Source organism: Saccharothrix ecbatanensis, from assembly GCF_014205015.1.
Classification (GTDB): Bacteria; Actinomycetota; Actinomycetes; order Mycobacteriales; family Pseudonocardiaceae; genus Actinosynnema; species Actinosynnema ecbatanense.
Genome location: NZ_JACHMO010000001.1, coordinates 4,785,743 through 4,812,498, shown reverse-complemented (window position 1 = coordinate 4,812,498; position 26,756 = coordinate 4,785,743). Strand labels below are relative to the sequence as shown.

The following is a 26,756-nucleotide window of genomic DNA, read 5'->3' as shown; positions in this document are numbered from 1 at the left end:
CACCGACGAGCGTCGGTGGTCCGGCTGCCGCTGGTCACGGCGGTGCCAGGTCGGTGATCGCGTCGACCAGGTCCGGCCCGTCCAGCAGCACGCGGTCGTTGTGGTCGGCACCCGGAACCTCGACGGTCCTGGCGCCCGCCGCCGTCGCCACCGCCCGGCTCTGGCCCGGCGGGATGATCGAATCGGCCGTGCCGTAGACCACGGTGACGGGCGCGTCGACCCTGGCCACGTGCTCGGCGGTCGGGAACTTGTCCAGCAACAGCCACCGCACCGGCAGGAACGGGTAGTGCAGCGAGCCGACCGAGGCGAGGTCGGTGAACGGCGACCGCAGCACCAGTCCGGCCGGCGGGTGCTCGGTGGCGAGTTCCGCGACGACCGCCGACCCCAGGCTCTCGCCGAAGTACAGCAAGCGTTCGGGCGGCACACCGGCGTCGCGCAGCAGGAACTCGCGTGCGGCACGGACGTCCAGCGCCAGCCCTTCCTCCGTGGGATCACCGGGATTCCCGCCGTACCCGCGGTAGTCGAGCAGCAGCACGGACAGGCCACGGGCGGTGAGCGCACGGGCCAGTGGGGCGCGCAGACGCCGGTTCCCCGCGTTGCCCGGCGCGACCAGCACGGTGGCGCGCGCCGAGTCGACCGGGAAGTGCCAGGCCGCCAGCCGCAGGCCGTCCACCGTCACCAGCGTGACGTCCCGCCCACCGTCCAAGACCTCCGCCGCGCTCGGCAGCGGCCCGCCGGACGGCAGGTAGATGAGCTTGCGCTGAAACGCGAACGCTCCACCGGACACCACAGCCACGATAGCGACGACCACCGCCACCACCGCCACCACCCGCCTGCGCATCACCCCATCATCCGGGCTGGGTGTTGCACAGGTGGGCAGGGGTGTTGCGCACGCGGCCCGGGGTGTTGCGCGGGTCGGAGTCGGGCTGGTCGCCGGTGCGGCGGGGAGTTGGTTCGGCGGGGTCGCGTCGACGCACGTGGCGGCCGTGGGGTTGTTCCTGGTGGGTGCGGTGGCGGTGGGCGCCGCGGCGGCGGTGTCGACGCTGTTCGCCCGGCGGGTTTTCGCGCGGGCGACCGTCCTGCCTACGTGGTCGGCGTAGTAGCGGTCGTGGTGGGGGAGGAGGGCGTGGTCGGGTCCGGGCGCTGGGTGAGCGTCGGCGTCGGCAGGGGGTTGGCGGTGGAGGTGACCAGTGGCGTCGGGTCGTCCTCGGTGGTCACGCCGCACGAGGTGAGGAGGGTGAGGACGGCGAGCAGTGCGGCGGCGGTTCTCATCTGTCCGCCTCGGGGATCTCGACCACGAATCGGGCGCCGCCACCGGGCCGGTCCTCCACGTGCACGGTGCCGCCGTGCCGCTGGACGTGCTGCGCGACCAGGGCCAGACCCAGGCCGCTGCCGGTGTCCCCACCGCGACTACCGGCCCGCGCGCCCCGGTCGAAACGGTCGAAGATGCGGTCGCGCAGTTCGGGCGGGACACCGGGACCGGCGTCGTCCACCTCGATCCTGGCCTGTCCCTCACAGCTGAACACGGTGACGCGCACGACGCCGCCCGCGTGCCGTTCGGCGTTGTCGAGCAGGTTGCTGACGGCCCGGTCCAGCCGTCGCCGGTCGCCGAGCACCTGCGGCGGCGGCGACTGGGCGTGCACCGGCGCCTGGTCGCCCGGACGTGCCGCGATCACGTTGCGCACCAGCGATCCCAGGTCGATCGTCTCCAACGTGGGGTCTTCGTCCTGCTGGTCGGCCCGCGAGATCTCCAGCAGGTCCACCACCATCCGCGCGAACCGGTCCACTTCGGACGTCAGCAGGTCGAGCGCCCGCCCCGCCGTGCCGGGCACCTCGACCCGCCTGCGGCGCAGCACCTCGGCGGCGTTGACCATGGTGGTCAGCGGTGACCGCAGCTCGTGGCTCACGTCGCCGGCGAACCGCGCGTCCCGCCGCACGCGCTGCTCCAACGCGTCGGCCGTCGAGTTGAACGTGGCCGCCAACGGGGTCAGGTCGGGGTCGTTCTGGGCCGGCAGCCGCGCCCGCAGGTCACCGCCCGCGATCCGCGACGCGGCCTTCGTCAGCTCCGTCAACGGCCGCAGCGCCCGTCGGCTCGCCCACGACCCGAGCACCACGCCTAGCAGGCCGCTGATCACGGTGACCGCCACCAACAGCCCGCTGAGGAAGCGGAACGTCCGGTCCAGCTGCACGAGCGGCGCCAACTCGACGTAAGCGCCGTCGGTCGACTCGATCGGCAGCGTCACGGCCAGCACCGGGATGCCGTCCACGACGAGTCGCTGCGACGCGGGCGTGCCCGCCCGGCCCAGGTCCACCAGCCGACGCGGCAGCGCCCGCGCGTCCACCTGCCGCCCGCTGGTGAGCACCTGCCCGCCCTGGAACAGCAGGACGGTGGAGTCGGGGCCGGTGGTGAGACCGGTCAGCAGCTCGTTCAGCCCGTCCGAGTCGTTGCGCAGCGCCTCGGCGACCAACCGCACGTTGACCTCGGCCTGCCGGACCGCGCTCTGCTCCCGCTGCCGCAGCATGTAGCCCGACGTCAGGTTCCAGATCACCACCGCCACGACACTGGTCAGCAGCACCGAGCCGAGCCCGAGGGCCAGCGCGACGCGCCAGCGCACCGAGAAACGTCCCATCAGAGGTCCATCCGGTAGCCCGCCCCGCGCACGGTCACCACCAGCTTCGGCTCGTCCGGGTTCTCCTCGACCTTGCGGCGCAACCGGCGGATGTGCACGTCGAGGAGCCGGGTGTCGCCGAAGTAGTCGTAACCCCACACGCGTTGCAGGAGCTGTTCCCGGCTCACGATCCGGCCGCCGGCCGACGCCAGCTCGACCAGGAGGCGGAACTCCGTCCGCGTGACGTGGACCTCGTTGCCGGCCCGGTGCACGGTGCCGACGTCGGGGCGGATCTCCAGGTGCCCGAACCGGATCACCTCGTCCTGCCGCCCGCCGCCACGCCGCCGCAACAGCGCCCGGATCCGGGCCGCCAACACGCTCGCCACCAGCGGTTTCGTCACGTAGTCGTCCGCGCCCGCCTCCAGCCCGGCGATCACGTCGGCGGCGTCGGCGCGCGCGGTCACGATGATGATCGGCAGGTCGCCGCGCGCACGCAGCAGGCGGCACACCTCCAGGCCGTCCACTCCGGGCAGCATCAGGTCGAGCAGCACCACGTCGAACGTGGCCGTGTCCAGCATGGCGAGCGCTTCCTCACCCGACACCGCGTCGTGGACGGCGAAGCCCTCGTCGTCCAGCGCCAGCCCCAGGGCCTGTCGGATGTGCTCGTCGTCCTCGACCAGCAGCACAGAGAATTCCATCTACCCCGATCCTCACCTTCGGTCGGCCCCAGACTGTCGCACGGGGACTCGTCCCGCCGCGATCGCAAGCCGATCGCAAGGTTCACCCCGGCCGTTCTCCGCCAAGGTGGTACGAAGCTCCCGAGCAATCACTGGGTGCACAACCAGGTGTCGGCCGCAAGGATGCGGCCGACACCTGCCCGCGCCCGACGAGCACGCCCGACGAGAAAGTGGCTACCGGCACCGTGACCGCCATCCCCGGCGACCATGACGAGTCTGCCCTCATCCTCGTCTGCGACCACTGCGGACGCACCCACAACCGCGTCGACCAGGTCGTCCACGACTGGCGATTACTCTGGACGCAGGCGTCCACGGCGGGATGGCGCGGCCAGAACCACCCGACCGGCCCCCATCACTGCTTCCGCTGCGCCGACTGAACCGCCTGGTCAGAGCTTGGGGTAGACCCCGAAGTGGAACCGGCCGTCGTCGTCGGTGCGCACGTCCAGGACCTTCTCCGAGAGCACTTCCGCCGCCCGCGGTTCCAGGAACACCCGGGCGCCGTCCTCGGACGTCACCACCTCGTCGTCACCGCCCGGCCGTGCCGCGATCGACAGGTCGAACCGCTGGTCCGGTGTCCGGGCGATCCGCAGCCCGCCGCGCGGCGCCACGCCTGCGGCGTCGGTCAACTCCTTGATGGCGCTGATCGCCGTCTCGTCGATGTCCAGCACGGTCCGTCCCTCCGGTGCGCGACGTGCGGTCACCCCGAGCCTAGGTCGGCTGTGGACGCCCTACGACGTCCTGCGCCGCACCGCAAGGAGAACGTCAGGCCGGTGTGCCGAGCGGCGTCCAGTTGTCCGGCACCACCGGCTCACCGCCCGCGTCGGCGAACGCCACCAGCGAGTCGACCAGCCCCACCCGCGTCTCCGCCGGCATCCGCGACACGATCTTGCGGATCTCGGCGCGCCGCCGGCGGGTGGCCGTCTGCACCACCCGCTTGCCTTCGGCGGACAGGCCCAGCACCAGTTCACGTCTGGACGTCTGGCTGGCCTGTCTCACCACCAGACCGTTGGCGGCGAGGCGGTCCACCATGCGGGTGGCGGTGGACGGGTTGACGGACAGGTGCTCGGCCAGCGACGTCAGCTTGACCGGACCACGGCTGTCGAGCACGACGAGCATCCGGAACTGGGCCAGCGTGATCGACTCGTCCACCGCCGCGATGGACCGGGCCGACACCGCGACCAGGAGCCGTGACGCGGTGAGCACCGCGTCGGTGAGCGCGTCGACGTCACCGCTGGAGACCTTGGCCCGGTTCATGGGTGAAGTTGTACCCCACCCGGCGGGCGCCGGAAGTTTGGTCGACTCGCGGCGCGTGAAGCTCCGCGAGTCGCGGCACCATCATGGCGCAACCGGCGCCCGCCGAACCTGAAGAACAGCTGACGAACAGTTGACGAGTGTTCCTCAGCCCAGCGGTGTGAAATCCCGCGAGGCGACGAAGTCCGGCCGTGGCCGGCTCGCCGCGAACGGCTCCACCAGCGCGTTCTCCACGCTGTTGAACACCAGGAAGATGTTCGACCGGGCGAACGGGGTGATGTTGCTGCCCGAGCCGTGCATGCTGTTGGAGTCGAACATGAGCGCCGACCCGGCCGGGCCGGTGAACTGCTCGATGCCGTGCGCGGCGGCCAACGCGGTGAGGTGCGCCCGGCTCGGCACGCCGATCTCCTGCTCCTTCAACGACTCCCGGTAGTGGTCGTCCGGTGTCGCGCCCGCGCAGGGCACGAACGTCCGGTGCGCGCCGGGCATCAGCATCAGACCGCCGTTGAACGGGTAGTTGTCGGTGAGCGCGATCGACGCGCTGACCGCCCGCATCAGCGGCATGCCGTCCTCGGCGTGCCAGGTCTCGAAGTCCGAGTGCCAGTAGAAGCCCTTGCCGGTGAAGCCCGGCATGAAGTTCACCCGGCTCTGGTGCACGTAGACGTCCGAGCCGAGGATCTGGCGGGCGCGGTCGAGCAGCCTGGGGTCGGCGGCGAGGCGTCCGACCAGGTCGCTGATCCGGTGCACCTCGAAGATCGAGCGCACGTCGTCGGACTGCTTCTCCACGACGGTGCGTTCGTCGGCACGCACGGCCGGGTCGGTGCGCAACCGGTCGACCTCGGCCCGGAACACCTCGACCTCGTCGGGCGTCAGCAGCCCGTCGACGGTGAGGAAACCCTTGGCGTCGTAGGAGGACGCGGTCGCGGCGTCGAGCGGTCCGGAGGCCGCGCCGTTCCACAGGGCGGGCTCGGCGCGGGTGATCGGTGCGGACTCGCCTGCGGTGCGGGTCGGGTACCGGTCTGCGGTCGTGGTCGTGGTCATACGCGCGTCTCCTCGTCGGACGGCCGGTCGGCGCTGTCGCCCGGGGCGTTGTCCAGGCCTTCCGGGTCTTCCAGGTCTTCCAGGCGGATCAGGGGGTACGCGCCGTGCTCGTCGTGCGTTTCCCGCCCGGTCACCGGAGGGTTGAACACGCAGATCGCGCGGATGTCGGTCATCGGCCGGACCTGGTGCCGCTCGTGCCCGTCGAGCAGGTAGAGCGTGCCCGGCCGCAGCGCGTGGACCTCGCCGGTCTCCTGGTCGACCAACTCGCCGTGGCCTTCCACGCACAACACCGCTTCAACGTGGTTCGCGTACCAGAAGTCGTTGACGGTGCCCGCTTTCAGCACCGTCTCGTGCATCGAGAACCCGACCCGGTCACCGGCCAGGATGATGCGCTTGCTGCGCCAGTTCGGCGTGACGACATCGCGGTCCGTGCCGTCGAGGTCGTGCAGGGAACGGACGATCATGGTGACCCTCTCGTCAGGCGGGCGCGCACTCGCGCACGGACTCGGTGAACAGGGCCAACCCCTGGTCCAGCTCGTCGTCGGTGACGGTCAGCGGCGGCATCAGCTTGACCACCTCGTCCTCCGGCCCGGACGTCTCGACCAGCAGCCCGCGCCGGAACGCCGCGCCGGCCACCCGACCCGCCAGCCCCGCCTGCTCGAACGCCATGCCGCGCGCGAGCCCACGACCCTTCGCCCGGCTGCCCGGCACCGTCGCGCAGACCTCCTGGAGCACGCGCTCGACCTGCTCACCCTTGGCCAGCGTGCTCTTCTCCAGCCGGTCGTCGGTCCAGTACGCGCGCAGCGCCGCGGTGGCCGTGACGAACGCCGGGTTGTGGCCCCGGAACGTGCCGTTGTGCTCGCCCGGCTCCCACACGTCCAGGTCACGGCGCACGAGCGTGAGCGCCATGGGCAGCCCGTACCCGCCGATGGACTTGGACAGGCAGACGATGTCCGGCACGATCCCGGCGCCCTCGAAGCTGAAGAACGGGCCGGTGCGACCGCAGCCCATCTGCACGTCGTCCACGATCAGCAGGATCCCGTGCTCGCGGCACAGCGCGGCGAGACCGGCGAGCCACTCGAACCGGGCCGCGTTGATCCCGCCCTCGCCCTGCACCGTCTCCACGATCACGGCGGCCGGCGCGTTGAGCCCGCTGCTCGCGTCGCCCAGCAGCCGCTCGAAGTACAGGAAATCGGGGTACTGGCCGTCGAAGTAGTTGTCGTAGGGCATCGGCGTGGCGTGCACGAGCGGGATGCCCGCGCCGCCGCGTTTCATCGAGTCGCCGGTCACCGACAACGCGCCCAGCGTCATGCCGTGGAACGCGTTGGTGAAGTTGACGACGGACTCGCGGCCGGTGACCTTGCGGGCCAGCTTGAGCGCGGCCTCCACCGAGTTCGTGCCGGTCGGGCCGGGGAACTGGACTTTGTAGTCGAGTTCGCGCGGCTGGAGCACCACCTCGTCGAACGTCTCCAGGAAGTCGCGTTTGGCGGCCGTGTGCATGTCCAGCGAGTGCGTGATCCGGTCCTCGGCCAGGTACTCGACCAGGGCCTTCTTCAGGACGGGGTTGTTGTGCCCGTAGTTGAGCGCGCCCGCGCCCGCGAAGAAGTCCAGGTAGGCCCGGCCGTCCTCGTCGTAGAGGTGGGCGCCGACCGCCCGGTCGAACACCACCGGCCAGCTGCGGCAGTAGCTGCGTACCTCGGATTCGAGACTGGCGAAAATGCTCACATCACTCCAGGTGTCGGGTGCGGCCACGGGCCGAGCCGGTGCAGTTCCTCGGCTTCGTGCCGGTCGGGGAACAGGTCGGCGGTGAACAGCGGCTCACGGGTGTGCCGGACGTCGTGGTCCCGCGCCAACGCGCCGAACAGCCGGATCGAGGCCTCGTTGGTCGCGGTGACCGTCGTTTCGAGGAACCGCGTGCCGCGGCCGACCAGGTCGTCCAGCATGGCGCGCGCGACGCCGCGGCCACGGTGCCGCGCGTCCACGCCGACCTGCCAGACGAACAGGGTGTCCGGGGCGTCCGGACGGGTGTAGCCGCTGACGAAGCCGACCACGTCGCCGTGGTGCCGGGCGACCACCGAGGTGGCCGCGAAGTCCCTGGTCCACAGCAGGTAGGCGTACGAGGAGTTGACGTCGAGCACCCCGGTGTCCCGGGCCAGTCGCCAGAGCGCGCCCCCGTCTGCCGGGCTCGGCCGGCCGACCTGGAGACCGGGCCCCGGATCGACGTCGACCGCGCCGTGTTTCGTCGGTTTGGCGAACATGCTGCTGGAACGTAACAGTCGGTCGGAACGGGCGAACGGGGGTTGTGACAGCTGTCACGAAACCGCAAGGTTGACCGTCCACTGTGGATTATTGCGCTGTGCAACAAGAGAATTCTTGTTGCTGTGCAAGGTGAATCCGCTCGATTGCTCCTAACGCGACGTCGTGCCGTGTTGACGGTCCGGTGACCGGTCTCTAAGGTCGCCACGTCCGCCCCGCTTGATCACGGTGCGGCGGGCCGTCCTGTCGTCGAAGTTGGGAATCCCGCTTCGTGTCCACTCCACAGTTGTCCCGTCGTCTGTTCCTGCTGGCCGGCCTGGGCGCCGGCCTCACCGCGACGGGGTGCAGCGCCGTCGACCTGTCCGCCGAGCGCGACGGCGGCAACCTGCTGGCACGCCTGCGCGCGACCGGCGAGGTCAGGATGGGTTTCGCCAACGAAGCCCCCTACGGCTACGTCGACAGCGACGGCGAGCTGACCGGTGAGGCGCCCGAGGTCGCCAAGGCCGTGTTCCGCCGACTCGGCGTGCACACCTTCGTGCCCGCGCTGTCCGACTTCGGCGCGTTGATCCCCGGCCTGCGCGCCGGGTTGTTCGACGTCATCGCCGCGGGCATGTTCATCACGCCGCCCCGGTGCGAGCAGATCCTGTTCTCCGACCCGGACTACAACGCGCCGGAAGCCGTGTTGGTGCGCCGTGAGGACGTCGGGCGGTTCCGCACGCTGGAGGACTTCGTCCGCGACGGCGCCGCGAGGCTCGGCCTGCTGCTGGGCAGCTTCGAGGTGGACATCGCGGCCGGGTACGGGGTGCCCGCTGACCGGACGGTCACGTTCGCCAGCCAGGCGGGCGGGATCGACGGGCTGCTGGCGGGCCGCGCCGACGGCTTCCTGCTCACCGCGATCTCGCTGCGTGACGCGATGGCCCGCAGGCCGGACGCGGCGGTGGAGCTGACCGAGCCGTTCGTGCCGGTGCTGGACGGCGTCGAGCAGTACGGCGCGGGCGGGTTCGGCTTCCGCCCGGACCAGCGGCGGCTGCGTGACGCGTTCAACGCCGAGCTGACCGGCCTCAAGCGGAGCGGTGAGCTGCTGGAGATCGTCCGGCCGTTCGGGTTCACCGAGTCCGAGATGACCGACCTCACCGCGGACCGGCTCTGCCGGGCCGATCCGGCCTGAGGGGGAGGGCACCGATGTCCACAGGTCTGTGGCTGCGCCTGCTCGACGGGCTGGTCGTCACCCTGGAACTGACCGTGTTCGGCGCGGCGATCGGCCTGGTGTTCGCGTTCGCCGCCGGTCTCGCCCGCCTGTCGCCGAACCGGGTGCTGCGCGGCGTCGCCCTGGCCTACACCGAGGGCTTCCGCGGACTGCCCGCGCTCGTGGTGCTGTTCTGGCTCGTGTTCGCGCTGCCCGGTCTCGGCCTCCAGCTGGAGCCGCTGTTCGCCGGGGTGCTGGCGCTGTCGCTCAACATCGGCGCGTACGGGGCCGAAGTGGTGCGCGGCGCGGTCGTGTCCGTGCCGACCGCGCAGCTGGAAGCAGCCACCGCGCTCAACTTCACGCCTTGGCAGCGGATGCGGCTCGTGGTGCTGCCCCAGGCGCTCGTGGCGATGGTGCCGCCGTTCGGCAACCTGCTGGTCGAGCTGCTGAAGGCGACCGCGCTGGTGTCGCTGGTGTACCTCCAGGACCTGACGTTCCAGGGTCAGATCGTGCGGGCCGCGACCGGTGACACCGCCGCCACGTTCGCGGGCCTGCTCGTCGGCTACGGCGTGATCGCGCTGGTGCTCACCCGGCTGATGAAGCTGGTCGAACGGCGGGCGGCGGCGTCGCTGGGCCGCACCACCCGGCCACTGGCCGTCGAGGGGGCACGATGACGTTCGACTGGCAGGCCGCGTGGGACGCGGTGCCGGCACTCCTGCGCGGTCTGGTGATCGCGCTCCAGGCCGCCGCGCTCGGCTACGTGATCGCGTTGGTGCTCGGGCTGGCGTTCGCGCTGCTGCGCCGCAGCGGTCGGCGCTGGGTCAGGCTGCCGGTGGCGTTCTTCGTGGAGTTCATCCGCTCCACGCCGTTGCTGGTGCAGCTGTTCTTCCTGTTCTTCGTGCTGCCCACGGTCGGCATCGAGCTGTCCGCGATGGCGACCGGCGCGATCGGCCTCGGCGTGCACTACGCCACCTACACCTCGGAGGTGTACCGCGCGGGCATCGACGGTGTCCCCGCCGGGCAGTGGGAGGCGGCCCAGGCGCTCAGCCTGTCCCGTGGCCGCACGTGGACCAGGGTCGTGCTGCCGCAGGCCGTGCCACGGGTGGTGCCCGCCCTGGGCAACTACGCCATCGCGCTGTTCAAGGACACGCCCCAGCTCACCGTCATCACCATCGCCGAAGTGCTCAGCGTGGTGAAGGCGGTCGGCTCGCAGAACTTCCAGTACCTGGAACTGATCACCGTCGCCGGGCTGCTGTACCTGATCACCGCCCTCGTCATCGCGTGGCCGGTGCGGGTCCTGGAACGTCGGTACCGAAGGGAAGTCGCATGACCGCGGAGTTGATCGCGTTCGACCGGGTCGGCAAGCGGTTCGGGGACGCCGTCGTGCTCGACGACCTGTCCTTCGGCGTCCGCGCGGGGGAACGGGTGACCCTGATCGGGCCCAGCGGGTCGGGCAAGACGACCATCCTGCGGATGCTGATGACGCTCACCCGGCCCGACAGCGGCACGATCACCGTGGCCGGTGAGCCGCTGTTCCAGGAGAAGCGCGGTGACGCGCTGGTCCCGGCCGGCGAACAGCACCTGCGGGCCATGCGCCGGCACACCACGATGGTGTTCCAGCAGTACAACCTGTTCCCCAACATGCGGGTGCTGCGCAACGTCACCGAAGCTCCTGTGCACGTGCTGGGGCTCTCCCCGGAAGAAGCCGAGGAGCGCGCGCGTGCGCTGCTGGACATGGTCGGGCTGGCGGGCAAGCTCGACGCCTACCCGTCGCAGCTGTCCGGCGGCCAGCAGCAGCGGGTCGCGATCGCCCGCGCGCTGGCCATGCGGCCGGACGTGCTGCTGCTGGACGAGGTGACGTCCGCGCTCGACCCCGAACTGGCCGCCGAGGTGCTCGACGTGCTGCGTGACGTCGCACGCACGTTCGACGTGACGATGCTCTGCGTGACGCACGCGATGAAGTTCGCCCGTGACGTGTCGGACCGCGTGCTGATGTTCAACGAGGGCCGGATCATCGAGTCGGCGCCGCCGGACGAGCTGTTCGACGCGCCCAAGCAGGAGCGGACCAGGCAGTTCCTGCGTTCGGTGCTCGACGAGTCCTGAGATCGTCAGGTTCTCGTCAGGTGCGATCCGGGCCGGTGGTGGCACGCTGGTGTGGTGACGGCCGGTGACGACGCGGTTGTCCTGGTCGTCCAGGACGAGGACTCGACCTCGCCCGCCGACGTCGCCTTGTGGCTGCTGGAGCGCCTCGAAGGCTGGCCCGAGCACGACGTGCAGCTGGTCACCGTCGTGGTGGGGGAGTTGTTCGACAACGCCTGGAACCACGGTTCGCCGCCGTACGTGGTCGAACTCGTGCTCGACCGGTGGCGTGAGTCCCTGACCATCAGCGTCCGCGACCGCGCGGACCGGCGGGTCGGGCCGTGGCGCCCCGCCGCCGGTCTGCTGCTGGTCGACGCGCTGTCCGCGCGCTGGGGCGTGCTGTCGCAGGACACGACGACGACCGTCTGGGCCGAGCTGGTCTTCGAGGACTAGCGGCCCGTTCATCCGACTTCATCCGGCTTCACCCGGCGCGAGCCTGCCTCCACTTCGAGGGCTCTCTGCGCGCGTGGCACGGAACCCCGGTAGGGTATCACCAACAGCGGTTGTCGGTGACGGCGCTCACCTTTGGTCGGCGACCTGTTTGACTCCGATACCCCCTGGGGGTATAAATATCGCTGTAGGGCGACCCACTGGAACGAACGGACCGGCGGGGGCCGAAGGGAGTGGGACATGCGGGGTTACACGGCGGGCAAGGATGACGTCCTCAAGCGCTTGCGCCGGGTCGAAGGGCAGGTCCGCGGGTTGCAGCGGATGGTCGAGGACGACGAGTACTGCATCGACGTGCTGACCCAGATCGCCGCGGCGACCAAGGCCCTCCAGGCCGTCTCCCTCGGTCTGCTCGACGAGCACTTGAAGCACTGCGTCGCCGACGCGCTCGCCCAGGGCGGCGAAGGCGCCGACGACAAGGTCCGCGAGGCCAGCGAGGCGATCGCCCGCCTGGTGCGGTCCTGAACCGAAACGACTACGAGGAGCACCCGATGGCCGAGTCCACTTACACCGTCACCGGCATGACCTGCGGCCACTGCGTCGCGTCCGTGACCGAGGAGGTCACCAAGATCGACGGCGTGACCGACGTGGCCGTCGACCTGCCGACCGGCGCGGTCAAGGTCACCAGCGCGGCCCCGGTCGCGGAGGCGGACGTGCGTGCGGCGGTCGAGGAAGCGGGCTACGCGCTCGCCGGCTGAACGGCATGACCGGTCTCGGCCGGTCGAGGTGAAGACAGGCACGAACGGCACAGTGGCCGATCCGGAGCCCGCCCGTGCGGCGGGCTCCACCAGTCTCGAGGACCTGAGCACATGAACACAGCAGCGAAGCTCTCCGCCTACGGTGCGGTACTCGCCCTGGTCGCCGGTGGCGCCTGGGCGGCCGGTAGCGCTGTCGGTCCCTTTTCCGTCGAAGCCGCCCCGCGCGGTGCCGACGGGACGTCCGGCGCTGAGGGCGCCGGCCACGGGGACGACCACAGCGGCACCGTCGCGGAGGCCGCGAACGACCAGCCCGGCGGGCTGGCGTCGTCCAGGGGCGGTTACACCCTCACGCCCACCGACACGACGCTGACCACGGGGAACAACTCCTTCTCATTCCGCATCACCGGCCCGGACGGCGCCGCGGTGACCGCGTTCGACGTCGAGCACGACAAGCGGATGCACCTGATCGTGGTCCGGCGCGACACGTCCGGCTACCGGCACGTCCACCCGGAGATGGCGGCGGACGGCACGTGGACCGTGCCGCTGGACGTCACCGAGGCGGGCTCTTACCGGGTGTTCGCCGACTTCAAGCCGACGGGTGCCGAAGCGGACACGCTGGGTGTCGACGTGTCGGTCGCGGGCAACTTCGAACCTCGTGCCTACGCGCCTTCACGGGTGGCCGAAGTGGACGGTTACCAGGTGCGTTTGGACGGTGACCTGGTGGCGGGCAAGGCTTCCCCGGTGCGACTGACCGTGAGCAAGGACGGCGCGCCGGTCACCGACCTCCAGCCCTACCTGGCCGCGTACGGGCACCTCGTCGCGTTGCGCCAGGGTGACTTGGCGTACCTTCACGTGCATCCCGAGGGCACTCCCGGTGACGGCAAGACGGCGGCCGGGCCGGAGATCGCGTTCGTGGCCGAGGTCCCGTCGGCCGGTGGCTACCGGTTGTTCCTGGACTTCCAGCACAACGGGGTCGTGCGGACCGCCGAGTTCACCGTGGACACAGCGGGAACCCCGCCTACTGCGCAGACGCCCGTCGAGGAAGCGCCCGTCGAGACAGTGCCCGTTGAGGAGAAGGAAGGACACGGTCATGGCTGAGTCGCAGATCGAGCTGGCGATCACGGGCATGACGTGCGCCTCCTGCGCGTCCCGGATCGAACGCAAGCTGAACAAGCTGGACGGCGTGACCGCGACGGTCAACTACGCCACCGAGAAGGCCCGCGTCACGTTCCCGGCGGACGTGGACCCGTTGACGCTGGTGGAGCAGGTCGAGGCCGCCGGGTACCAGGCCGCGTTGCCGGTCGTCGAGACCCCGTCGGCCGAGGCGCCCGCGGAGGTGGACCCGACGGCGGCGTTGCGGCAGCGGCTCATCGCGTCGACGGTGCTGTCCGTGCCGGTGGTGCTGCTGGCCATGATCCCGGCCTTGCAGTTCACCTACTGGCAGTGGATCTCGCTGACGTTGGCCGCTCCGGTGCTGGTGTGGGGCGCGTGGCCGTTCCACCGGGCCGCCTGGGCGAACCTGCGGCACGGCGCGGCCACCATGGACACGTTGATCTCGATGGGCACGATCGCGGCGTTCGCCTGGTCGCTGTACGCGCTGCTGTTCGGCACGGCCGGGACGCCGGGCATGACGCACCCGTTCGAGTTCACCATCTCGCGTGGTGACGGCGCGGGGGCGATCTACCTGGAGGTCGCGGCCGGGGTGACGACGTTCATCCTGGCGGGCCGGTACTTCGAGGCGAAGTCCAAGCGGCGGGCGGGTGCGGCGCTGCGGGCGTTGCTGGAGCTCGGCGCGAAGGACGTCGCCGTGCTGCGTGACGGCCGTGAGGTGCGCGTGCCGATCGCGGAGTTGGCGGTCGGCGACCGGTTCGTGGTGCGTCCGGGCGAGAAGATCGCCACCGACGGCGTGGTGGCGGAGGGCAGTTCGGCGGTCGACGCGAGCATGCTGACCGGCGAGTCGGTGCCGGTCGAGGTCGGCCCCGGTGACGCGGTCGTCGGGGCGACGGTGAACGCGGGCGGTCGGCTGGTCGTGCGTGCCACGCGGGTCGGGTCGGACACGCAGCTGGCGCAGATGGCGAAGCTGGTCGAGGACGCGCAGAACGGCAAGGCCGAGGCGCAGCGGCTGGCGGACCGGATCTCGGCGGTGTTCGTGCCGATCGTGATCGCGTTGTCGGTCGGGACGCTGGCGTTCTGGCTCGGCGCCGGTGGCGGTGTGTCGGCGGCGTTCACGGCGGCGGTCGCGGTGCTGATCATCGCGTGCCCGTGCGCCCTGGGGCTGGCCACGCCGACGGCGTTGCTGGTCGGGACGGGGCGTGGCGCGCAGCTGGGCATCATCATCAAGGGGCCCGAGGTGCTGGAGTCGACCCGTCGGGTGGACACGGTGGTGCTGGACAAGACCGGCACCGTCACCGCGGGCCGGATGAGCCTGGTGGCCGTGCACACCGCTTCGGGTGTGGACGAGGAGTCGGTGCTGCGGCTCGCCGGGGCGTTGGAGCACGCCTCCGAGCACCCGATCGCGAAGGCCATCGCGGTCGGCGCGGCGGAGCGGGTCGGCGAGCTGCCGTCCGTCGAGGACTTCCAGAACCTCGAAGGGCTCGGTGTGCAGGGCGTGGTCGACGGTCACGCGGTGATCGTCGGGCGGGAGCGGCTGCTGGCCGAGTGGGGCGTCCACCTGGACGGTTCACTTGCCAGTTCTCTTGCCGAGGCGAAGCAGACGGCCGAGCAGCAGGGTCGCACCGCGGTCCTGGTGGCCTGGGACGGCGAGGCTCGTGCGGTCCTGGTCGTCGCGGACACGGTGAAGCCGACGTCCGCCGAGGCCATCCGTCAGCTGCGGGCGCTGGGCTTGACCCCGGTGCTGCTGACCGGCGACAACGAGGCCGCGGCGCGTGCGGTGGCGGCCGAGGTGGGCATCGACGAGGTCATCGCCGAGGTCATGCCCGCCGACAAGGTCGACGTCGTCGCCCGGCTCCAGGCCGAGGGCAAGGTCGTGGCGATGGTCGGTGACGGTGTCAACGACGCCGCCGCGCTCGCCAAGGCGGACCTCGGGCTGGCCATGGGCACCGGCACGGACGCCGCGATCGAGGCCAGCGACCTGACCCTCGTGCGCGGTGACCTGCTCGCCGCGGTCGACGCGATCAGGCTCTCGCGCCGCACGCTGGCCACGATCAAGGGCAACCTGTTCTGGGCGTTCGCCTACAACGTGGCGGCCCTGCCCTTGGCCGCGGCCGGCCTCCTGAACCCGATGATCGCCGGCGCCGCCATGGCGTTCTCCTCGGTCTTCGTGGTCAGCAACAGCCTCCGCCTACGAGGCTTCCGCAGCACCACCACCTCCACCCCCCTCCCGGCCCCCACCCCAACCACCTCAACCCCCACAACCCGTGAGTCCTACGTTCAGAACGCGTGAGTCGTACCTTCAGGACCACCGTGTCCTACGTTCAGGACCCCCGAGTTCAACGCTCAGAACAGTCGATCTTGTACTGAGCGTTGAACTCGGGGGTTCCGAACGTAGGACTCACGCGACGTGAACGTAGGACTCACGCGGAGCAGGTGAGGGTGACTAGGGTGAGTAGGCCGCTGAGGGCCGCGAACGGCGGCAGGGCCATGGTGATCACGCCGGCGATGCCGCAGGTCACGGCGGTGCGGGTGCGGCCGGGGTGGTGGTCCGCGTAACGGAGGTGCGCCAGCCGCGCCTCCACCGCGTCACGGCCCATAGCCAACGCCGAACCAGGCGCACCATCCCCCGTAACGGCCGTCAAAGCCGCACGAACCACCGCCGCACCGCACACCCGCACCGCCGCCGCGTCCGCCGCCAGCTCCACCAACTCCCGCACCGCCGTCGGCGCCTGCCGGAACAGGGGCAGGAACGGCAGCAGCGCCGACACCGCGTCGGCCGCCGTGATCAGCAGGTGGTGCCGCCCACGCAGGTGCGCCCGCTCGTGCACCAGCACCGCGTCCACCTGCGCACCGGCCAACCGGCGCGCCAGCCCTTCCGTGGCGACGACCACCCCCGGACACCCCGCCAGGCTGAACGCCAACGGCTCCTCGTGGTCCAGCCACAGCATCGTCGGACTGCCCGGCTCCAGCCGCGCCGCCAACCGCAGCACCGCCAAGTGCTCCCGCCGCGCCCGCGCCCGCCGCCGCACGAGCCCTGTCCCCATGACCGCGAGCCGCACCAGGAGCCCGGCCAGCAACAGCACGCCGACCGCACCGCTCAACGCCTCCACCCGCGGCGGCGACCCGTGGAGCAGCACCTCGAAGCAGTGCGGGAAACCGGCGAACGCGTGCGCGCCGTGATCGGGCAGCACCAGCGCGGTGACGGCGAGACCAGAAGTGGTCACCACGCTGACGATCGACGACAACCACGCCACCAGCACCACCCGCGGGTGCACGCCGACCGCCGTCAGCCGTCGCAGTCCGCGTGGCCCGAACCAGGCGACCAGCCCCGCCCCGAGCATCAACGCGACCGCGACGGTCACTTCCGGCGCTTCCGGGGCAACGCCTTGCGCAGCAGCTCGGTCTCCCGGTCCGACGCCGACCGGGCGAAGTGGAGCAGCACCGCCTCCGGGTCACCCGACGAGTCGAGCACCTCGCGCAACGCCGCCGACGCCGCCTCGGCCCGGCTCATCGCGGGCTCGTACCGGTACGCCTTGCCGTCCAGCTCGCGGACCGCCCACCCCTTGCGGTGCAGGTTGTCCAGGACGGTCATGACCGTGGTGTAGGCGAGCTGCTTGCCCGTGTCCAACCGGTCCATCACCTCACGGACCTTCAGCGGTTCCGACGTGCGCCACAGCACGTCCATCACCGCCGCTTCCAACTCGCCCAGTCCTCGCATCACGCCCCCTTCGGCGCGGCCATCGTATCCGGCGACCGTGATCCAGTTCACCTTGATACCCGTCAGGGGTATGTTAACGTCCGTCTTGCAGATACCCCCTGGGGGTATCAACGACAACTCGGAAGGACCCGTCATGAACCCCGATCCCCGGCGCTGGTGGGCACTGGTCGTGCTCGCCGCGGCGCAGTTCATGGTCATCATGGACACCTCGATCATCGCCGTGGCGCTGCCGGACATGCAGCGCGACCTGGGCTTCACGCCCGGCGGGCTCCAGTGGGTGTTCAACGCCTACGCGGTGGCACTGGGCGGCCTGCTCCTGCTCGGCGGCCGACTAGCCGACCTCTGGGGAGCACGCCGCGTGTTCGCCGTCGGCTGGACGACCCTCATCGTCGGTTCGGTGATCGCGGCGGCGGCGAGCGGCGCGGGCACGGAGGTCGTCGGACGCGCCGTGCAGGGCGTCGGCGCGGCCCTCATCGCACCGGCCGCGATGACGTTGCTCATGGTGTTGTTCGCCGGTCAGCCGACCGAACTCCCCAAGGCGATGGCCTTCTACGGCGCGGCGGCCCCGGCCGGTGGCACGGCGGGCGTGTTCCTCGGCGGCGTGATCACCGAGTGGCTGAGCTGGCCGTGGGTGTTCGTCATCTACGTCCCGATCGGCGTCCTGACCCTCGCCCTCACGCCGAAGCTGCTGCCCGTCGTCCCCGGTCGCAGCGGTGGGCTGGACGTCGGGGGAGCGGTCGCGGTCACGGGTGGGCTGGCGCTGGCGGTCTACGCCATCGTGCAGGCGCCCGAACGGGGCTGGACGTCGACCTCCACGCTCGTGCAGCTCGGCGCGGCGGTGGTGCTGCTGATCGCGTTCCTGCTGGTGCAGCGGGCGGCCAAGAACCCGTTGATGCCGTTGAAGGTCTGGCGCACGCCCGACCTCGCGGCGTCGAACGTGGCGATGGCGCTGCTGGGCGCGGCGTGGATCCCGATGTGGTACTTCCTCAACCTCTACGTCCAGCAGGTGCTCGGGTTCGACTCGTTCGCCAGCGGCGCGGCGCTGCTGCCGATGACCGTGTTGATGACGGTGCTGATGACGACGGTGACCGGTCGCCTGATCGGCCGCTTCGGCACCAAGCCGCTGATCGTCGCGGGCCTGGCCGTGCTGGCCGCCGGTCTGGGCCTGCTGGCCACCGCCGATCCGGACGGCAGCTTCGTCGCCGATGTGCTGCCCGGTTCGCTGATCTCGGCGGTCGGCATGGCGCTGGTCTTCATCCCGGCCACGCTGACCGCGATCGGCGGCGTCACGCCGGAACAGGGCGGGCTCGCGTCGGGCATCGTCAACACCACCTACCAGATCGGCTCGGCGCTCGGCCTGGCCGCGATGACGGCGGTGGCGACGTCGCAGGGCGCGGACCGGCTGGGTGACGCGGTCGCGTTGACCGACGGCTACTCGGCGGCGTTCACCGGGGCCGCGCTGGTGGCCTTGGCCGCCGCACTGCTGGCCGCGTTCACGTTGCGCGGTCGGGTTGTCCGGCAGGAGCCGGTTCCCGCCGAAGTGTGAACCGGAAGTGCGAACCGACCAGTCTGCCCGGCGCCACGGTGTCGGGCAGACTGCTGCCCCAGGCCCGTTCTTACTTGCGCAGACCGTCCAACGTGACCACGACCAGGCGGTGGACCGCGTCCTCGGACGGCAGGTCGGTCGCCGCGCCCAGCGCGTGCAGGCAGTAGCCGGCGAGCTCGGCGGGGTCGACGTCGTCACGCAGTTCGCCTGCCTCGACGCCTTCGGCCAGCAGCTCGCGGAGGAAGTCGCGGAGGTGCCCGTGCGCCCTGGCCATGTGCTCACCCTGGTGCAGGACGGCGGAGAGGCCGGGGCTGTGGTTGCCCTTCGCCCGTGACATGAACGCGTAGGCGTGGAGGACGGCGCGGAGGCGTTCCGCGGGGCTGCCGCCCTGGTCGCGGACGGCGGTGAGGTGGTCGAGGTGGGTGGCGACCTGGCGTTCGTGCCACGCCATCAGGACCGCTTCGACGTCCGGGAAGTACTTGTAGAGCGTGGCACGCCCGATGCCGGCCTTCTCCGCGATCCGCGACATCGTCACGGACGTCAGGCCCTGCTCGGCCACCAGCGCGGCGGTCGCGTCGAGGGTCGCGTCCCGCACCGCACGGCGGTGCGCGTCGATCGTGTCGTTCCACAACCTGGGCACCCGGTCACTGTACGGGACGACGTGGTCTGGACACCGTGACCGAGGACGTGACACAGTGTCTCGATAAATCCGAGACATCGAGGTGTGACATGGGTGAACAGTCGGTCGGCGTGCCGCGTTGGGTGAAAGTCTGGGGTGCGGTGGCCTTGGTCGGGTTCGTGGCGTTCGTGGTCCTGCACCTCACCGGCAACAGCCCGAGCGGCCACTGATGACGTCGCTGATGAAGCCGGGGGCGCGCAAGCTCGCGCTCACCGCGCACGTGCTGACGTCGGTCGGCTGGCTCGGCGCGGTCGCGAGCTTCCTCGCGCTGGCCGTCGTGGGCCTGACCGCCCGGGACGACGGGCTGACGCGGGCCGCGTACCTGGCGATGGAGCCGACCACGTGGTTCGTGATCGTGCCGCTGAGCGTGGCTTCGCTGGTCACGGGCGTGATCCAGGGTCTGGGCACGCAGTGGGGGCTGTTCCGGCACTACTGGGTGCTGATCAAACTGGTGCTCACCGCGCTGGCCACGATCGTGCTGCTGGTGCACACCAACCCGATCGGCCACCTGGCCTCGGCGGCGGCCACGTCGTCGCTCGGCGCGGACCACGACGGGATGCGGGTCCAACTCCTGGTCGACGCCGTGGCCGCGATGGCCGTGCTGGTCGCCGCGACGGCCCTGAGCGTGTACAAGCCCCAGGGCGTCACGGCGTTCGCGTCCAGGCTCAGCCGACGGTCTTGAGCAGGCCTTCCATCTCGGTGATCTCGGCCTGCTGAGCCGAGACGATCTCTCCGGCCAGCTGCTTGGCGCCCGCGTTCCGGCCCGAGCCGAGCAGCACGTTCGCCATGTCGATCGCGCCCTGGTGGTGCTCGATCATGAGCTCCAGGAACGTCCGGTCGAAGTCGGCGTCCTTGGCCGCCTCCAGCTTGGCGGTGTCCTCGTCGCTCATGCCGGGCATGGACGAGCCGTGACCGTCGTGGCCGCCGCCCGGCTTGGCGCTCGCGCCCCAGGCGTCCAGCCACGCGGTCATGGTCTTGATCTCCGGGTCCTGTGCCTTCTCGACGCGTGCCGCGAGGTCGAGGATCCGGGTGTCGGTGGTGCGGCTCGGCGCGAGCCGCGCCATCCGGATCGCGCCCTCGTGGTGCGGGATCATGCCTTGCGCGAAGGCGATGTCCGCGTCGTTGTGCTCACCGGACGGCGCGGCGGCGGAGCCCGTCGTCGCCTGGGCGCTGGTGGTGCTCGTGCCGTGATCCGTGCCGTGGTCCGTGCTCCCGCCGCATGCGGTGAGGACGGTGGTCATGACGGCAAGCGCCGCCACGACCAGGTGGTTCCTGGTCATGGTGTGGTGTTTCCTCTGTGTGTGCCGACCTGGCGGTGTGGTGTGGACGCGCGTCCAGTCCTTTGAGGACGATCGACGCGCGACCTGTCACAGCCGAAGCACGCAGAGGGAGGCCAGCACGGCGGGCGCGCCGCGTGGCGGAGGAAGTGGTGGACGCCGCCCGATCGTCCGGGTGACGAACGCGCCGACGAGGTCGCAGACCGGGCTTCGGCGCAGGGCGCGCAGGAACAGCCCCAGCCCGAGCGCCGCGACGAGCACGGCCAGGCACAGGTGCAACAGGTCCTGTCCGGACGGCTCGGGCATCGAGGGCATCAAGGTCGCCGTCGGCACCGAGGACAGGGTGGACATCGCGGGCAGCGGCTCGGCCATGCCCACGTGCCCGGCACAGCAGTCGACCGCGACGGACTCGACCGCGACGGCCGCTGGCATCCCGGCGTTCATCCCGGCGTCGGAATGACCGGCCCCGTGACCGCTCAGGTGGTGCATCCCCACGACCGCGATCGCGAGCGCCAACACCAACACCCATTGGAGGGCGCGGACACGGACCGGGGCGACCACGCCGCCACGATACCGAACGAGCGCGGCGCGACGACCCCTGAGGTCTCGGGGTGGTCTACGGGTGAATCAACCGATTGGTTGATGCGACGTCTGGCCCGCCGTGTGATCCGCACGGCCGCCTCCGCGACGACGCTTGTGGCATGGCAATCATCGAGGTGGTCGACCTCGTCAAGAGGTACGACCGGAAGGTCGCGGTGGACGGTGTCTCGTTCTCCGTCGACGAGGGGGAGATCTTCGGGATCCTCGGCCCGAACGGGGCGGGGAAGACCACGACCGTCGAGTGCGTCGAGGGGTTGCGCACACCGGACGGCGGCACGATCCGCGTCGACGGGCTCGACCCGAAGCGCGACCGGGCGGAGTTGCGCACCCGGCTCGGCGTGCAGTTGCAGCAGAGCGAACTGCCCGACCGCATCCGGGTCGGCGAGGCGCTGGACCTCTACGCGTCCTTCTACCGCGACCCGGCTGACTGGCGCGAGCTGCTCGCCCGTCTCGGCCTGGCCGATCGGGCCAAAACGGAGTACCGCAAGCTCTCCGGCGGCCAGAAGCAACGCGTCTCCATCGCGCTGGCGCTGATCGGCAAGCCCAGGATCGCCGTGCTGGACGAGCTGACCACCGGCCTCGACCCGCAGGCCCGCCGCGACACGTGGAGCCTGGTCGAGCAGATCCGGGACTCCGGCGTCACGGTCGTCCTGGTCACCCACTTCATGGAGGAAGCGGAACGGCTGTGCGACCGGATCGCCCTGATCGACGAGGGCAAGCTGGTCGCGGTGGACACGCCGGCCGGGCTCGTGTCCCGAGTGGACGGTGAGCAGCGGGTCCGGTTCCGACCCACCGCGCCGCTCGACGTGAAGCTGCTCGAAGCGCTGCCGGAGGTCTCCGGCGTCGAGCAGCACGGGCCGCAGCTCGTCGTCACCGGCACCGGCAACCTGCTGCACGCCGTCACGTCCGTGCTCGCCCGCAACCAGATCGTCGCCGCCGACCTGCGCATCGAGCAGGCGGGCCTGGACGACGCCTTCATCCGCCTCACCGGCCGAACGCTCTCGGAGTAGCAGCATGTTGAAGATCATCAGCACCGAGTGGAAGCTGTTCCTGCGCGAGCCGAGCATGGTCGTGTTCGCCGTCCTCTTCCCGACCATCCTGCTGCTGGTGCTCGGCGCGATCCCCGCGTTGCGCACGCCCGACCCGAACTTCGGCAACCTGCGGTTCGTCGACGCCTTCATGTCCAGCCTGGTGGTGGTCACGATGGCGTTCCTGGGCCTGAACAAGCTGCCCACGTCCGTCGCCACCTACCGCGAGAAGGGCATCCTGCGCCGCTTCTCCACCACCCCCGTCCACCCGGCACGCCTGCTGGTGGCGCAGGTGGCGGTCAACGTGATCGCGGGCGCGATCTCGATCGTGCTGCTGATGGCGGTGGCCCGGCTGGTGTTCGACATCGACCTGCCGCACCACCCGCTCGGGTTCTTCGTGACGTGCCTGCTCGGCATGCTGTCGCTGTCCGCCATCGGTCTGCTGGTGGCGGCCTGGGCGCCGACGGCGCGGTCCGCCGGAGGGTGGGCGACCGTGGTGTTCATGCTGGTCATGTTCTTCGGCGGCGTGTACCTGCCCCGGTTCCTGCTGCCGGACTTCCTCAACACCATCGGCGCGTACCTGCCGCCCGGCGTGGAGGCGTTGCAGGAGTCGTGGCTGGGCGCCGCACCCGATCCCGTGCACCTCGGCGTGCTGGCGCTGGTCACGGTGGTGGCGGGTACCGTCGCGGCGAAGTCTTTCCGCTGGGAGTAGGGGGTGCGCGCGATGGACGTGCTGGACATGTGGGAACGGCGGCTGACCGTCGCCGGGCACGCCATCCCGTACTTCGTGCTGGTGCTGACGACGGCCGTGTACCTGGTGACCGGGACGGACCCGTGGCCGACCGAAGCGGTCAACGCCGGCATCGCGATGGCGACCGGCCTGTGGATGCTGTGGTGGTTCACCCTGCACCCGGACTGGCGCTCCAGGCGCGGCCTGATGGCGGTGTTCTTCGTCGGCATCCTGGTGGCGTACGCGCTGCTGGGGCTGCGCGATCCGATGTTCGGCTTCTACTCCTTCGCCGGGTACATCTACGCCATCGAGGTGCTGCCCGGCCGGTGGAAGCTCGTCGGGGTGTCGGCGACCGGGGTGCTGGCGGCGACGTCGCTGTACGGCGGCTTCCCGCCGGCGGAGCTCGGGCCGATCGTGGTGTACCTGGTCGTCGTCGTGGTCATCGTGGTCATCGCCTGCACGTTCACCACGGTCGGCCACATCACGTCCGAGCAGTCCCGGCGCCGCAAGGAGATGGTGGCCGAGATGGCGGCGATGATGGAGGAGAACGCGGGCCTGCACGCCCAGTTGCTCATCCAGGCGCGGGAGGCGGGCGTGCTGGACGAGCGCCAGCGGTTGGCGCGGGAGATCCACGACACCCTCGCCCAGGGGTTCACCGGCATCATCACGCAGCTCCAGGCGGACGAGAACCCGCCGCGGCACGTGGAGAGGGCGTTGCGGCTGGCGCGGGAGAACCTGGCCGAGGCGCGTCGTTCGGTGCACGCCCTCAGCCCGCCCGCGCTGGTGGACGCGAACCTGCCGGACGCGTTGGCCGAGGTCGTCACGGGGTGGACGGACCAGACGGGGGTGGCCGCGTCCGTGCACACGACGGGTGCGGCGCGCGCTCTGCACCCCGAGGTGGAGGTGACGTTGCTGCGTGCGGCGCAGGAGGCGTTGGCCAACGTGGCCAAGCACGCCGCCGCTTCACGGGTCGGGTTGACGTTGTCGTACATGGAGGACGTGGTGACGCTGGACGTGCGTGACGACGGTTCAGGGTTCGACCCGGCGGTGCAGACGGACGGTTTCGGGCTGATCGGCATGCGGCAACGGGTGTCACGGCTGGCGGGCGCGTTGGTGGTGGAGTCCGAGCCGGGTGGCGGCACGGCCGTGTCGGCATCGGTGCCCGCGATCCCGGCGGAGGTCGTCGCGTGATCCGGGTGGTGATCGTGGACGACCACCCGGTGGTGCGGGACGGGCTGCGCGGGATGCTCGCGGGCGCCGGTGACGTCGAGGTGGTGGGTGAGGCGGCGGACGGCGCGGAGGCGGTGGCCGTGGTGCGGGCAGTGTCGCCGGACGTCGTGCTGATGGACCTGCGGATGCCGGGGGTGGACGGCGTCACGGCGATCGAGCGGCTGCGCGGCTTCCCCACCCGTGTCCTGGTCCTGACCACGTACGACACGGACAGCGACGTGCTGCCGGCGATCAAGGCCGGGGCCACGGGGTACCTGCTGAAGGACACTCCGCGCGACGAGCTGTTCCGTGCGGTGCGTTCGGCGGCTCGGGGGGACGCGGTGCTGTCGCCGTCGGTCGCCACGCGATTGCTGGGCCAGGTCCGCACGCCGGCCGCGGAGCCTTTGAGCGATCGTGAGGTGGAGGTGCTGGGGTTGATCGCGCGGGGGTGCACGAACCGTGAGGCGGCGGCGAAGCTGTTCATCAGCGAGGCGACCGTGAAGACGCACTTGGTGCACGTGTACACGAAGCTCGGCGTAAAGGACCGCGCCGCGGCGGTCGCGGTCGCGTACGAACGGGGCCTGCTCGGCGCCTAGCTACGCCGTGATCAGCTCGAAGACGATTTCGCGGCTGCGGCCTGGCGGCGTGAACGTCGGGCTGCCTGCAGGGCGCGGCGGAGTACGCGGAGGGCCATGGTCGGGGTTCGCAGCACCGCCGAGTCGAGGAGGAGGTGTTGGACCGAGACGTACGTCCGGCGCAGGTCCTCGTCCGCCGAGCACGCGAGCAGGATCAGCATGGTGTAGGCGTTGGTCAGGCGGATGCCGCGCGGCCGTCGGCCTTCGGTCTGCGGGTAGCGGTAGTCGCCGCCGGTGGCGAACCGCCACGGGGTGGCCAGGATCCCGGCGACACGGCGGTAGTACTCGGTGGACAGTTCCGGGGTCACGGCCCCGTGCACGCCGAGCAGCCGACGCAGTTCCGCGGCGGCCATCGCGGCGCAGGACATGCCCTGGCCGTAGATCGGGTTGAAGCTGCACACGGCGTCGCCGAGGGTGAGGAAACCGGCGGGCGACCGGCGCAAGCGCTCGAAGTACCGCCGCCGACTGGCCGGGAACCGGATCACGGAGATCCCGGTCAGCGGCTCGCCGGTGCTCACGACCTCCCGGATCGCCGGGTGCGGCAACGACGCGGCGTGCGACTCGAACTCCTCGTCGTCGTGCGGGAACCGGTCGTGCCACCCGCTGAGCGACACCAGCCAGCGGTCGCCCTCGATCGGCAGCATGAGCCCGGCCCGGAACTCCGCGGGCGCGACGGGCACCGCGAACGCGATCTTGGGCTCGACCAGGTCCGTCCTGCGGTAGAGCCTGCTGGCGTAGCCGACTCCGGCCTTGACCTCGACCGACTCGGGCACGGCCAGGCCCAGCGCGGCGAGCCAGTGGTTGGACCGCGTTCCCCGGCCCGTGCAGTCGACGACGAGGTCCGCTTCGATCACCTCGCCGTCGTCCAGGGACACACCGGTGACCCGGCCGTCCTCGCCGACCAGCCCGGACACCGCGACCCCGGTCCGCAGCCGCACCGACTCCACCGCACGCACCCGGCGCCGGATCGAGGTCTCCACCAGCGGCCGGCTCGCGCTCATCATGTGCACGCCGGCCGTCCAGTGCGATCCGACCCGGCCGAACCGGGCCGTCGAGATGCCCAGGCCGTGGTCGAGGTCGACGGCTCCGGCCTCGACCAGTTCGGCGTCCAGCCCCGGGAAGAGCTCCTCCAGCGCCCGGCGACCACCGGCCATCAGGGTGTGCGCGTGGTGACCCTGCGGCACGCCCTTGCGCGGCTCCACCTCGTCCGGTAACTCGTCGCGGTCGAGTACGACCACCTCTTCGAACCGGTCGGCGAGTGCACGCGCCGCGGTGAGACCCGCGATGCCGCCGCCCACCACTACCGCGCGCTTTCCGATCATGTCAGCCACGGCGGCATGCTAGCTCTACGCGCGACACTGCCTAGTAGTCGATGCGATCCGCGCGGGAGAGCCAGGCGGTGAACGGGGCGTTGTCGTCGCCGGTGGAGATCCGGTGCACCGGAAGGCTCCACGTGTCGCGGGGACGGCCGAAGAGGTCGTGGAACGCGCGGTCGTCGAAGCCCGCCGCGGCGGCGTCGTCCCGGTCCGCGGCGTAGACGACCCGGTCGACCCGCGCCCACAGCGCGGCGGACAGGCACAGCGGGCACGGTTCGCAGGACGACACCAGCACGCAGCCGGTGAGGCGGAAGTCGCCGACGGCCTGGCAAGCCGCACGGATGGCGACCACCTCGGCGTGCGCGGTCGGGTCGAGGGTCGGGGTGACCTGGTTCGTGCCGGTCGCGATCACCTCGCCGGCCCGGACGATCACCGCGCCGAACGGCCCGCCACCCGCGGCGACGTTGCGGGTGGCCAGGTCGATCGACGCACGCAGCCAGGCGTCATCGGGTGAGACGGACGTGGTCATGAAGCGCTCCTC

General features: G+C 71.0%; 34 protein-coding genes. 17 read left to right on the top strand and 17 right to left on the bottom strand.

The window, feature by feature from the left end; genetic code table 11:
• Positions 1-34: 34 nt before the first annotated feature.
• Positions 35-841: an alpha/beta hydrolase gene (locus tag F4560_RS19830; protein ID WP_184922062.1), complete on the bottom strand. Its 807-nt coding sequence runs from the start codon at positions 839-841 to the stop codon at positions 35-37.
• A gap of 31 nt (positions 842-872) precedes the next feature.
• On the opposite strand from F4560_RS19830, the gene F4560_RS19825 reads away from it, so the two are divergent.
• Positions 873-1,100, top strand: coding sequence for a hypothetical protein (locus F4560_RS19825; protein WP_184922061.1), 228 nt, complete (start codon positions 873-875; stop codon positions 1,098-1,100).
• Here the strand turns inward: F4560_RS19825 and F4560_RS19820 are convergent.
• Genes F4560_RS19820 through F4560_RS19810 form a run of 3 tightly spaced genes read right to left on the bottom strand, consistent with a single transcriptional unit; the run spans position 1,084 to position 3,307 of the window.
• The gene (locus tag F4560_RS19820; protein WP_184922059.1) at positions 1,084-1,272 is read right to left on the bottom strand and encodes a hypothetical protein; all 189 of its coding nucleotides are present in this window, start codon (positions 1,270-1,272) and stop codon (positions 1,084-1,086) included. The two genes, F4560_RS19825 and F4560_RS19820, sit on opposite strands and share 17 nt — an antisense overlap.
• A complete protein-coding gene (locus tag F4560_RS19815) occupies positions 1,269-2,630 on the bottom strand; it encodes a sensor histidine kinase (protein WP_184922057.1) in 1,362 nt (453 codons plus the stop codon). Before F4560_RS19815 ends, F4560_RS19820 begins: the two co-directional genes overlap by 4 nt.
• Positions 2,630-3,307 carry a response regulator gene (locus tag F4560_RS19810; RefSeq protein ID WP_184922056.1) on the bottom strand — a complete coding sequence of 226 codons (678 nt, stop codon included), beginning with the start codon at positions 3,305-3,307 and terminating at the stop codon, positions 2,630-2,632. Before F4560_RS19810 ends, F4560_RS19815 begins: the two co-directional genes overlap by 1 nt.
• A 209-nt stretch (positions 3,308-3,516) precedes the next feature.
• Between F4560_RS19810 and F4560_RS19805 the strand changes: the two genes are divergently transcribed.
• The gene (locus F4560_RS19805) at positions 3,517-3,723 is read left to right on the top strand and encodes a hypothetical protein (protein WP_184922055.1); all 207 of its coding nucleotides are present in this window, start codon (positions 3,517-3,519) and stop codon (positions 3,721-3,723) included.
• 9 nt (positions 3,724-3,732) lie between these two features.
• Here F4560_RS19805 and F4560_RS19800 read toward each other — a convergent pair whose 3' ends face one another.
• From F4560_RS19800 to ectA, 6 genes are all read right to left on the bottom strand, one after another.
• Entirely contained in the window at positions 3,733-4,014 is a 282-nt protein-coding gene (locus F4560_RS19800; protein WP_221483579.1) for a hypothetical protein, read from the bottom strand.
• 94 nt (positions 4,015-4,108) lie between these two features.
• Entirely contained in the window at positions 4,109-4,600 is a 492-nt protein-coding gene (locus F4560_RS19795) for a MarR family winged helix-turn-helix transcriptional regulator (protein ID WP_184922053.1), read from the bottom strand.
• A 144-nt stretch (positions 4,601-4,744) separates the two neighbouring features.
• Entirely contained in the window at positions 4,745-5,638 is an 894-nt protein-coding gene (thpD, locus tag F4560_RS19790) for an ectoine hydroxylase (RefSeq protein WP_184922052.1), read from the bottom strand.
• Positions 5,635-6,102 (bottom strand): ectoine synthase, encoded by a 468-nt coding sequence (locus F4560_RS19785; protein ID WP_184922051.1) that lies wholly within the window; start codon positions 6,100-6,102, stop codon positions 5,635-5,637. Before F4560_RS19785 ends, thpD begins: the two co-directional genes overlap by 4 nt.
• A gap of 13 nt (positions 6,103-6,115) precedes the next feature.
• Positions 6,116-7,363, bottom strand: coding sequence for a diaminobutyrate--2-oxoglutarate transaminase (ectB, locus tag F4560_RS19780; RefSeq protein ID WP_184922050.1), 1,248 nt, complete (start codon positions 7,361-7,363; stop codon positions 6,116-6,118).
• The gene (gene ectA, locus F4560_RS19775; protein WP_184922047.1) at positions 7,360-7,896 is read right to left on the bottom strand and encodes a diaminobutyrate acetyltransferase; all 537 of its coding nucleotides are present in this window, start codon (positions 7,894-7,896) and stop codon (positions 7,360-7,362) included. The genes ectB and ectA overlap by 4 nt, the downstream gene beginning before the upstream one ends.
• Before the next feature lie 284 nt (positions 7,897-8,180).
• On the opposite strand from ectA, the gene ehuB reads away from it, so the two are divergent.
• From ehuB to F4560_RS19730, 9 genes are all read left to right on the top strand, one after another.
• Positions 8,181-9,062 carry an ectoine/hydroxyectoine ABC transporter substrate-binding protein EhuB gene (gene ehuB / locus F4560_RS19770; protein ID WP_246477848.1) on the top strand — a complete coding sequence of 294 codons (882 nt, stop codon included), beginning with the start codon at positions 8,181-8,183 and terminating at the stop codon, positions 9,060-9,062.
• A 14-nt stretch (positions 9,063-9,076) separates the two neighbouring features.
• Positions 9,077-9,754 (top strand): ectoine/hydroxyectoine ABC transporter permease subunit EhuC, encoded by a 678-nt coding sequence (gene ehuC, locus F4560_RS19765; protein WP_184922045.1) that lies wholly within the window; start codon positions 9,077-9,079, stop codon positions 9,752-9,754.
• Positions 9,751-10,410 carry an ectoine/hydroxyectoine ABC transporter permease subunit EhuD gene (gene ehuD, locus F4560_RS19760; protein ID WP_184922043.1) on the top strand — a complete coding sequence of 220 codons (660 nt, stop codon included), beginning with the start codon at positions 9,751-9,753 and terminating at the stop codon, positions 10,408-10,410. Before ehuC ends, ehuD begins: the two co-directional genes overlap by 4 nt.
• The gene (ehuA, locus tag F4560_RS19755; RefSeq protein ID WP_184922042.1) at positions 10,407-11,183 is read left to right on the top strand and encodes an ectoine/hydroxyectoine ABC transporter ATP-binding protein EhuA; all 777 of its coding nucleotides are present in this window, start codon (positions 10,407-10,409) and stop codon (positions 11,181-11,183) included. Before ehuD ends, ehuA begins: the two co-directional genes overlap by 4 nt.
• Positions 11,184-11,237: 54 nt before the next feature.
• The gene (locus tag F4560_RS19750; protein ID WP_184922041.1) at positions 11,238-11,612 is read left to right on the top strand and encodes an ATP-binding protein; all 375 of its coding nucleotides are present in this window, start codon (positions 11,238-11,240) and stop codon (positions 11,610-11,612) included.
• A gap of 237 nt (positions 11,613-11,849) precedes the next feature.
• Positions 11,850-12,131: a metal-sensitive transcriptional regulator gene (locus tag F4560_RS19745; RefSeq protein WP_184922040.1), complete on the top strand. Its 282-nt coding sequence runs from the start codon at positions 11,850-11,852 to the stop codon at positions 12,129-12,131.
• A gap of 26 nt (positions 12,132-12,157) precedes the next feature.
• Entirely contained in the window at positions 12,158-12,364 is a 207-nt protein-coding gene (locus F4560_RS19740; protein ID WP_184922039.1) for a heavy-metal-associated domain-containing protein, read from the top strand.
• Between the two features lie 111 nt (positions 12,365-12,475).
• A complete protein-coding gene (locus F4560_RS19735) occupies positions 12,476-13,462 on the top strand; it encodes a DUF8832 domain-containing protein (protein WP_246477847.1) in 987 nt (328 codons plus the stop codon).
• A complete protein-coding gene (locus F4560_RS19730) occupies positions 13,455-15,767 on the top strand; it encodes a heavy metal translocating P-type ATPase (protein WP_184922038.1) in 2,313 nt (770 codons plus the stop codon). The genes F4560_RS19735 and F4560_RS19730 overlap by 8 nt, the downstream gene beginning before the upstream one ends.
• A 130-nt stretch (positions 15,768-15,897) precedes the next feature.
• Here F4560_RS19730 and F4560_RS44805 read toward each other — a convergent pair whose 3' ends face one another.
• Both F4560_RS44805 and F4560_RS19720 read right to left on the bottom strand, forming a co-directional pair.
• Positions 15,898-16,839, bottom strand: coding sequence for a M56 family metallopeptidase (locus tag F4560_RS44805; RefSeq protein ID WP_184922037.1), 942 nt, complete (start codon positions 16,837-16,839; stop codon positions 15,898-15,900).
• Positions 16,836-17,195, bottom strand: a complete 360-nt coding sequence (locus tag F4560_RS19720; protein WP_184922036.1) for a BlaI/MecI/CopY family transcriptional regulator — start codon at positions 17,193-17,195, stop codon at positions 16,836-16,838. The genes F4560_RS44805 and F4560_RS19720 overlap by 4 nt, the downstream gene beginning before the upstream one ends.
• Positions 17,196-17,328: 133 nt before the next feature.
• Between F4560_RS19720 and F4560_RS19715 the strand changes: the two genes are divergently transcribed.
• Entirely contained in the window at positions 17,329-18,741 is a 1,413-nt protein-coding gene (locus tag F4560_RS19715) for an MFS transporter (RefSeq protein ID WP_184922034.1), read from the top strand.
• A 70-nt stretch (positions 18,742-18,811) separates the two neighbouring features.
• On the opposite strand, the gene F4560_RS19710 is transcribed toward F4560_RS19715, so the two are convergent.
• Positions 18,812-19,381, bottom strand: a complete 570-nt coding sequence (locus F4560_RS19710) for a TetR/AcrR family transcriptional regulator (RefSeq protein WP_184922032.1) — start codon at positions 19,379-19,381, stop codon at positions 18,812-18,814.
• A gap of 208 nt (positions 19,382-19,589) precedes the next feature.
• Between F4560_RS19710 and F4560_RS19705 the strand changes: the two genes are divergently transcribed.
• Positions 19,590-20,102 (top strand): DUF2269 domain-containing protein, encoded by a 513-nt coding sequence (locus F4560_RS19705; protein ID WP_246477846.1) that lies wholly within the window; start codon positions 19,590-19,592, stop codon positions 20,100-20,102.
• Here F4560_RS19705 and F4560_RS19700 read toward each other — a convergent pair.
• Positions 20,086-20,700, bottom strand: a complete 615-nt coding sequence (locus F4560_RS19700) for a DUF305 domain-containing protein (RefSeq protein WP_184922030.1) — start codon at positions 20,698-20,700, stop codon at positions 20,086-20,088. The genes F4560_RS19705 and F4560_RS19700 overlap by 17 nt on opposite strands.
• 87 nt (positions 20,701-20,787) lie before the next feature.
• The gene (locus tag F4560_RS19695) at positions 20,788-21,258 is read right to left on the bottom strand and encodes a hypothetical protein (RefSeq protein ID WP_184922028.1); all 471 of its coding nucleotides are present in this window, start codon (positions 21,256-21,258) and stop codon (positions 20,788-20,790) included.
• A 140-nt stretch (positions 21,259-21,398) separates the two neighbouring features.
• On the opposite strand from F4560_RS19695, the gene F4560_RS19690 reads away from it, so the two are divergent.
• From F4560_RS19690 to F4560_RS19675, 4 genes are read left to right on the top strand one after another with little or no spacing between them, the layout of a single operon-like run.
• Positions 21,399-22,307, top strand: coding sequence for an ABC transporter ATP-binding protein (locus tag F4560_RS19690; RefSeq protein ID WP_184922025.1), 909 nt, complete (start codon positions 21,399-21,401; stop codon positions 22,305-22,307).
• A 4-nt stretch (positions 22,308-22,311) separates the two neighbouring features.
• Entirely contained in the window at positions 22,312-23,037 is a 726-nt protein-coding gene (locus F4560_RS19685; RefSeq protein WP_184922023.1) for an ABC transporter permease, read from the top strand.
• A gap of 12 nt (positions 23,038-23,049) precedes the next feature.
• Entirely contained in the window at positions 23,050-24,246 is a 1,197-nt protein-coding gene (locus F4560_RS46240; RefSeq protein ID WP_184922021.1) for a sensor histidine kinase, read from the top strand.
• A complete protein-coding gene (locus tag F4560_RS19675; protein ID WP_184922019.1) occupies positions 24,243-24,860 on the top strand; it encodes a response regulator in 618 nt (205 codons plus the stop codon). Before F4560_RS46240 ends, F4560_RS19675 begins: the two co-directional genes overlap by 4 nt.
• A gap of 11 nt (positions 24,861-24,871) precedes the next feature.
• Here the strand turns inward: F4560_RS19675 and F4560_RS19670 are convergent, their stop codons facing one another.
• Together F4560_RS19670 and F4560_RS19665 are read right to left on the bottom strand one after the other, a co-directional pair.
• Positions 24,872-26,221, bottom strand: coding sequence for an FAD-dependent oxidoreductase (locus tag F4560_RS19670; RefSeq protein ID WP_184929258.1), 1,350 nt, complete (start codon positions 26,219-26,221; stop codon positions 24,872-24,874).
• Positions 26,222-26,261: 40 nt separating this feature from the next.
• A complete protein-coding gene (locus F4560_RS19665) occupies positions 26,262-26,744 on the bottom strand; it encodes a nucleoside deaminase (protein WP_184922017.1) in 483 nt (160 codons plus the stop codon).
• Between the last annotated feature and the right edge of the window lie 12 nt (positions 26,745-26,756).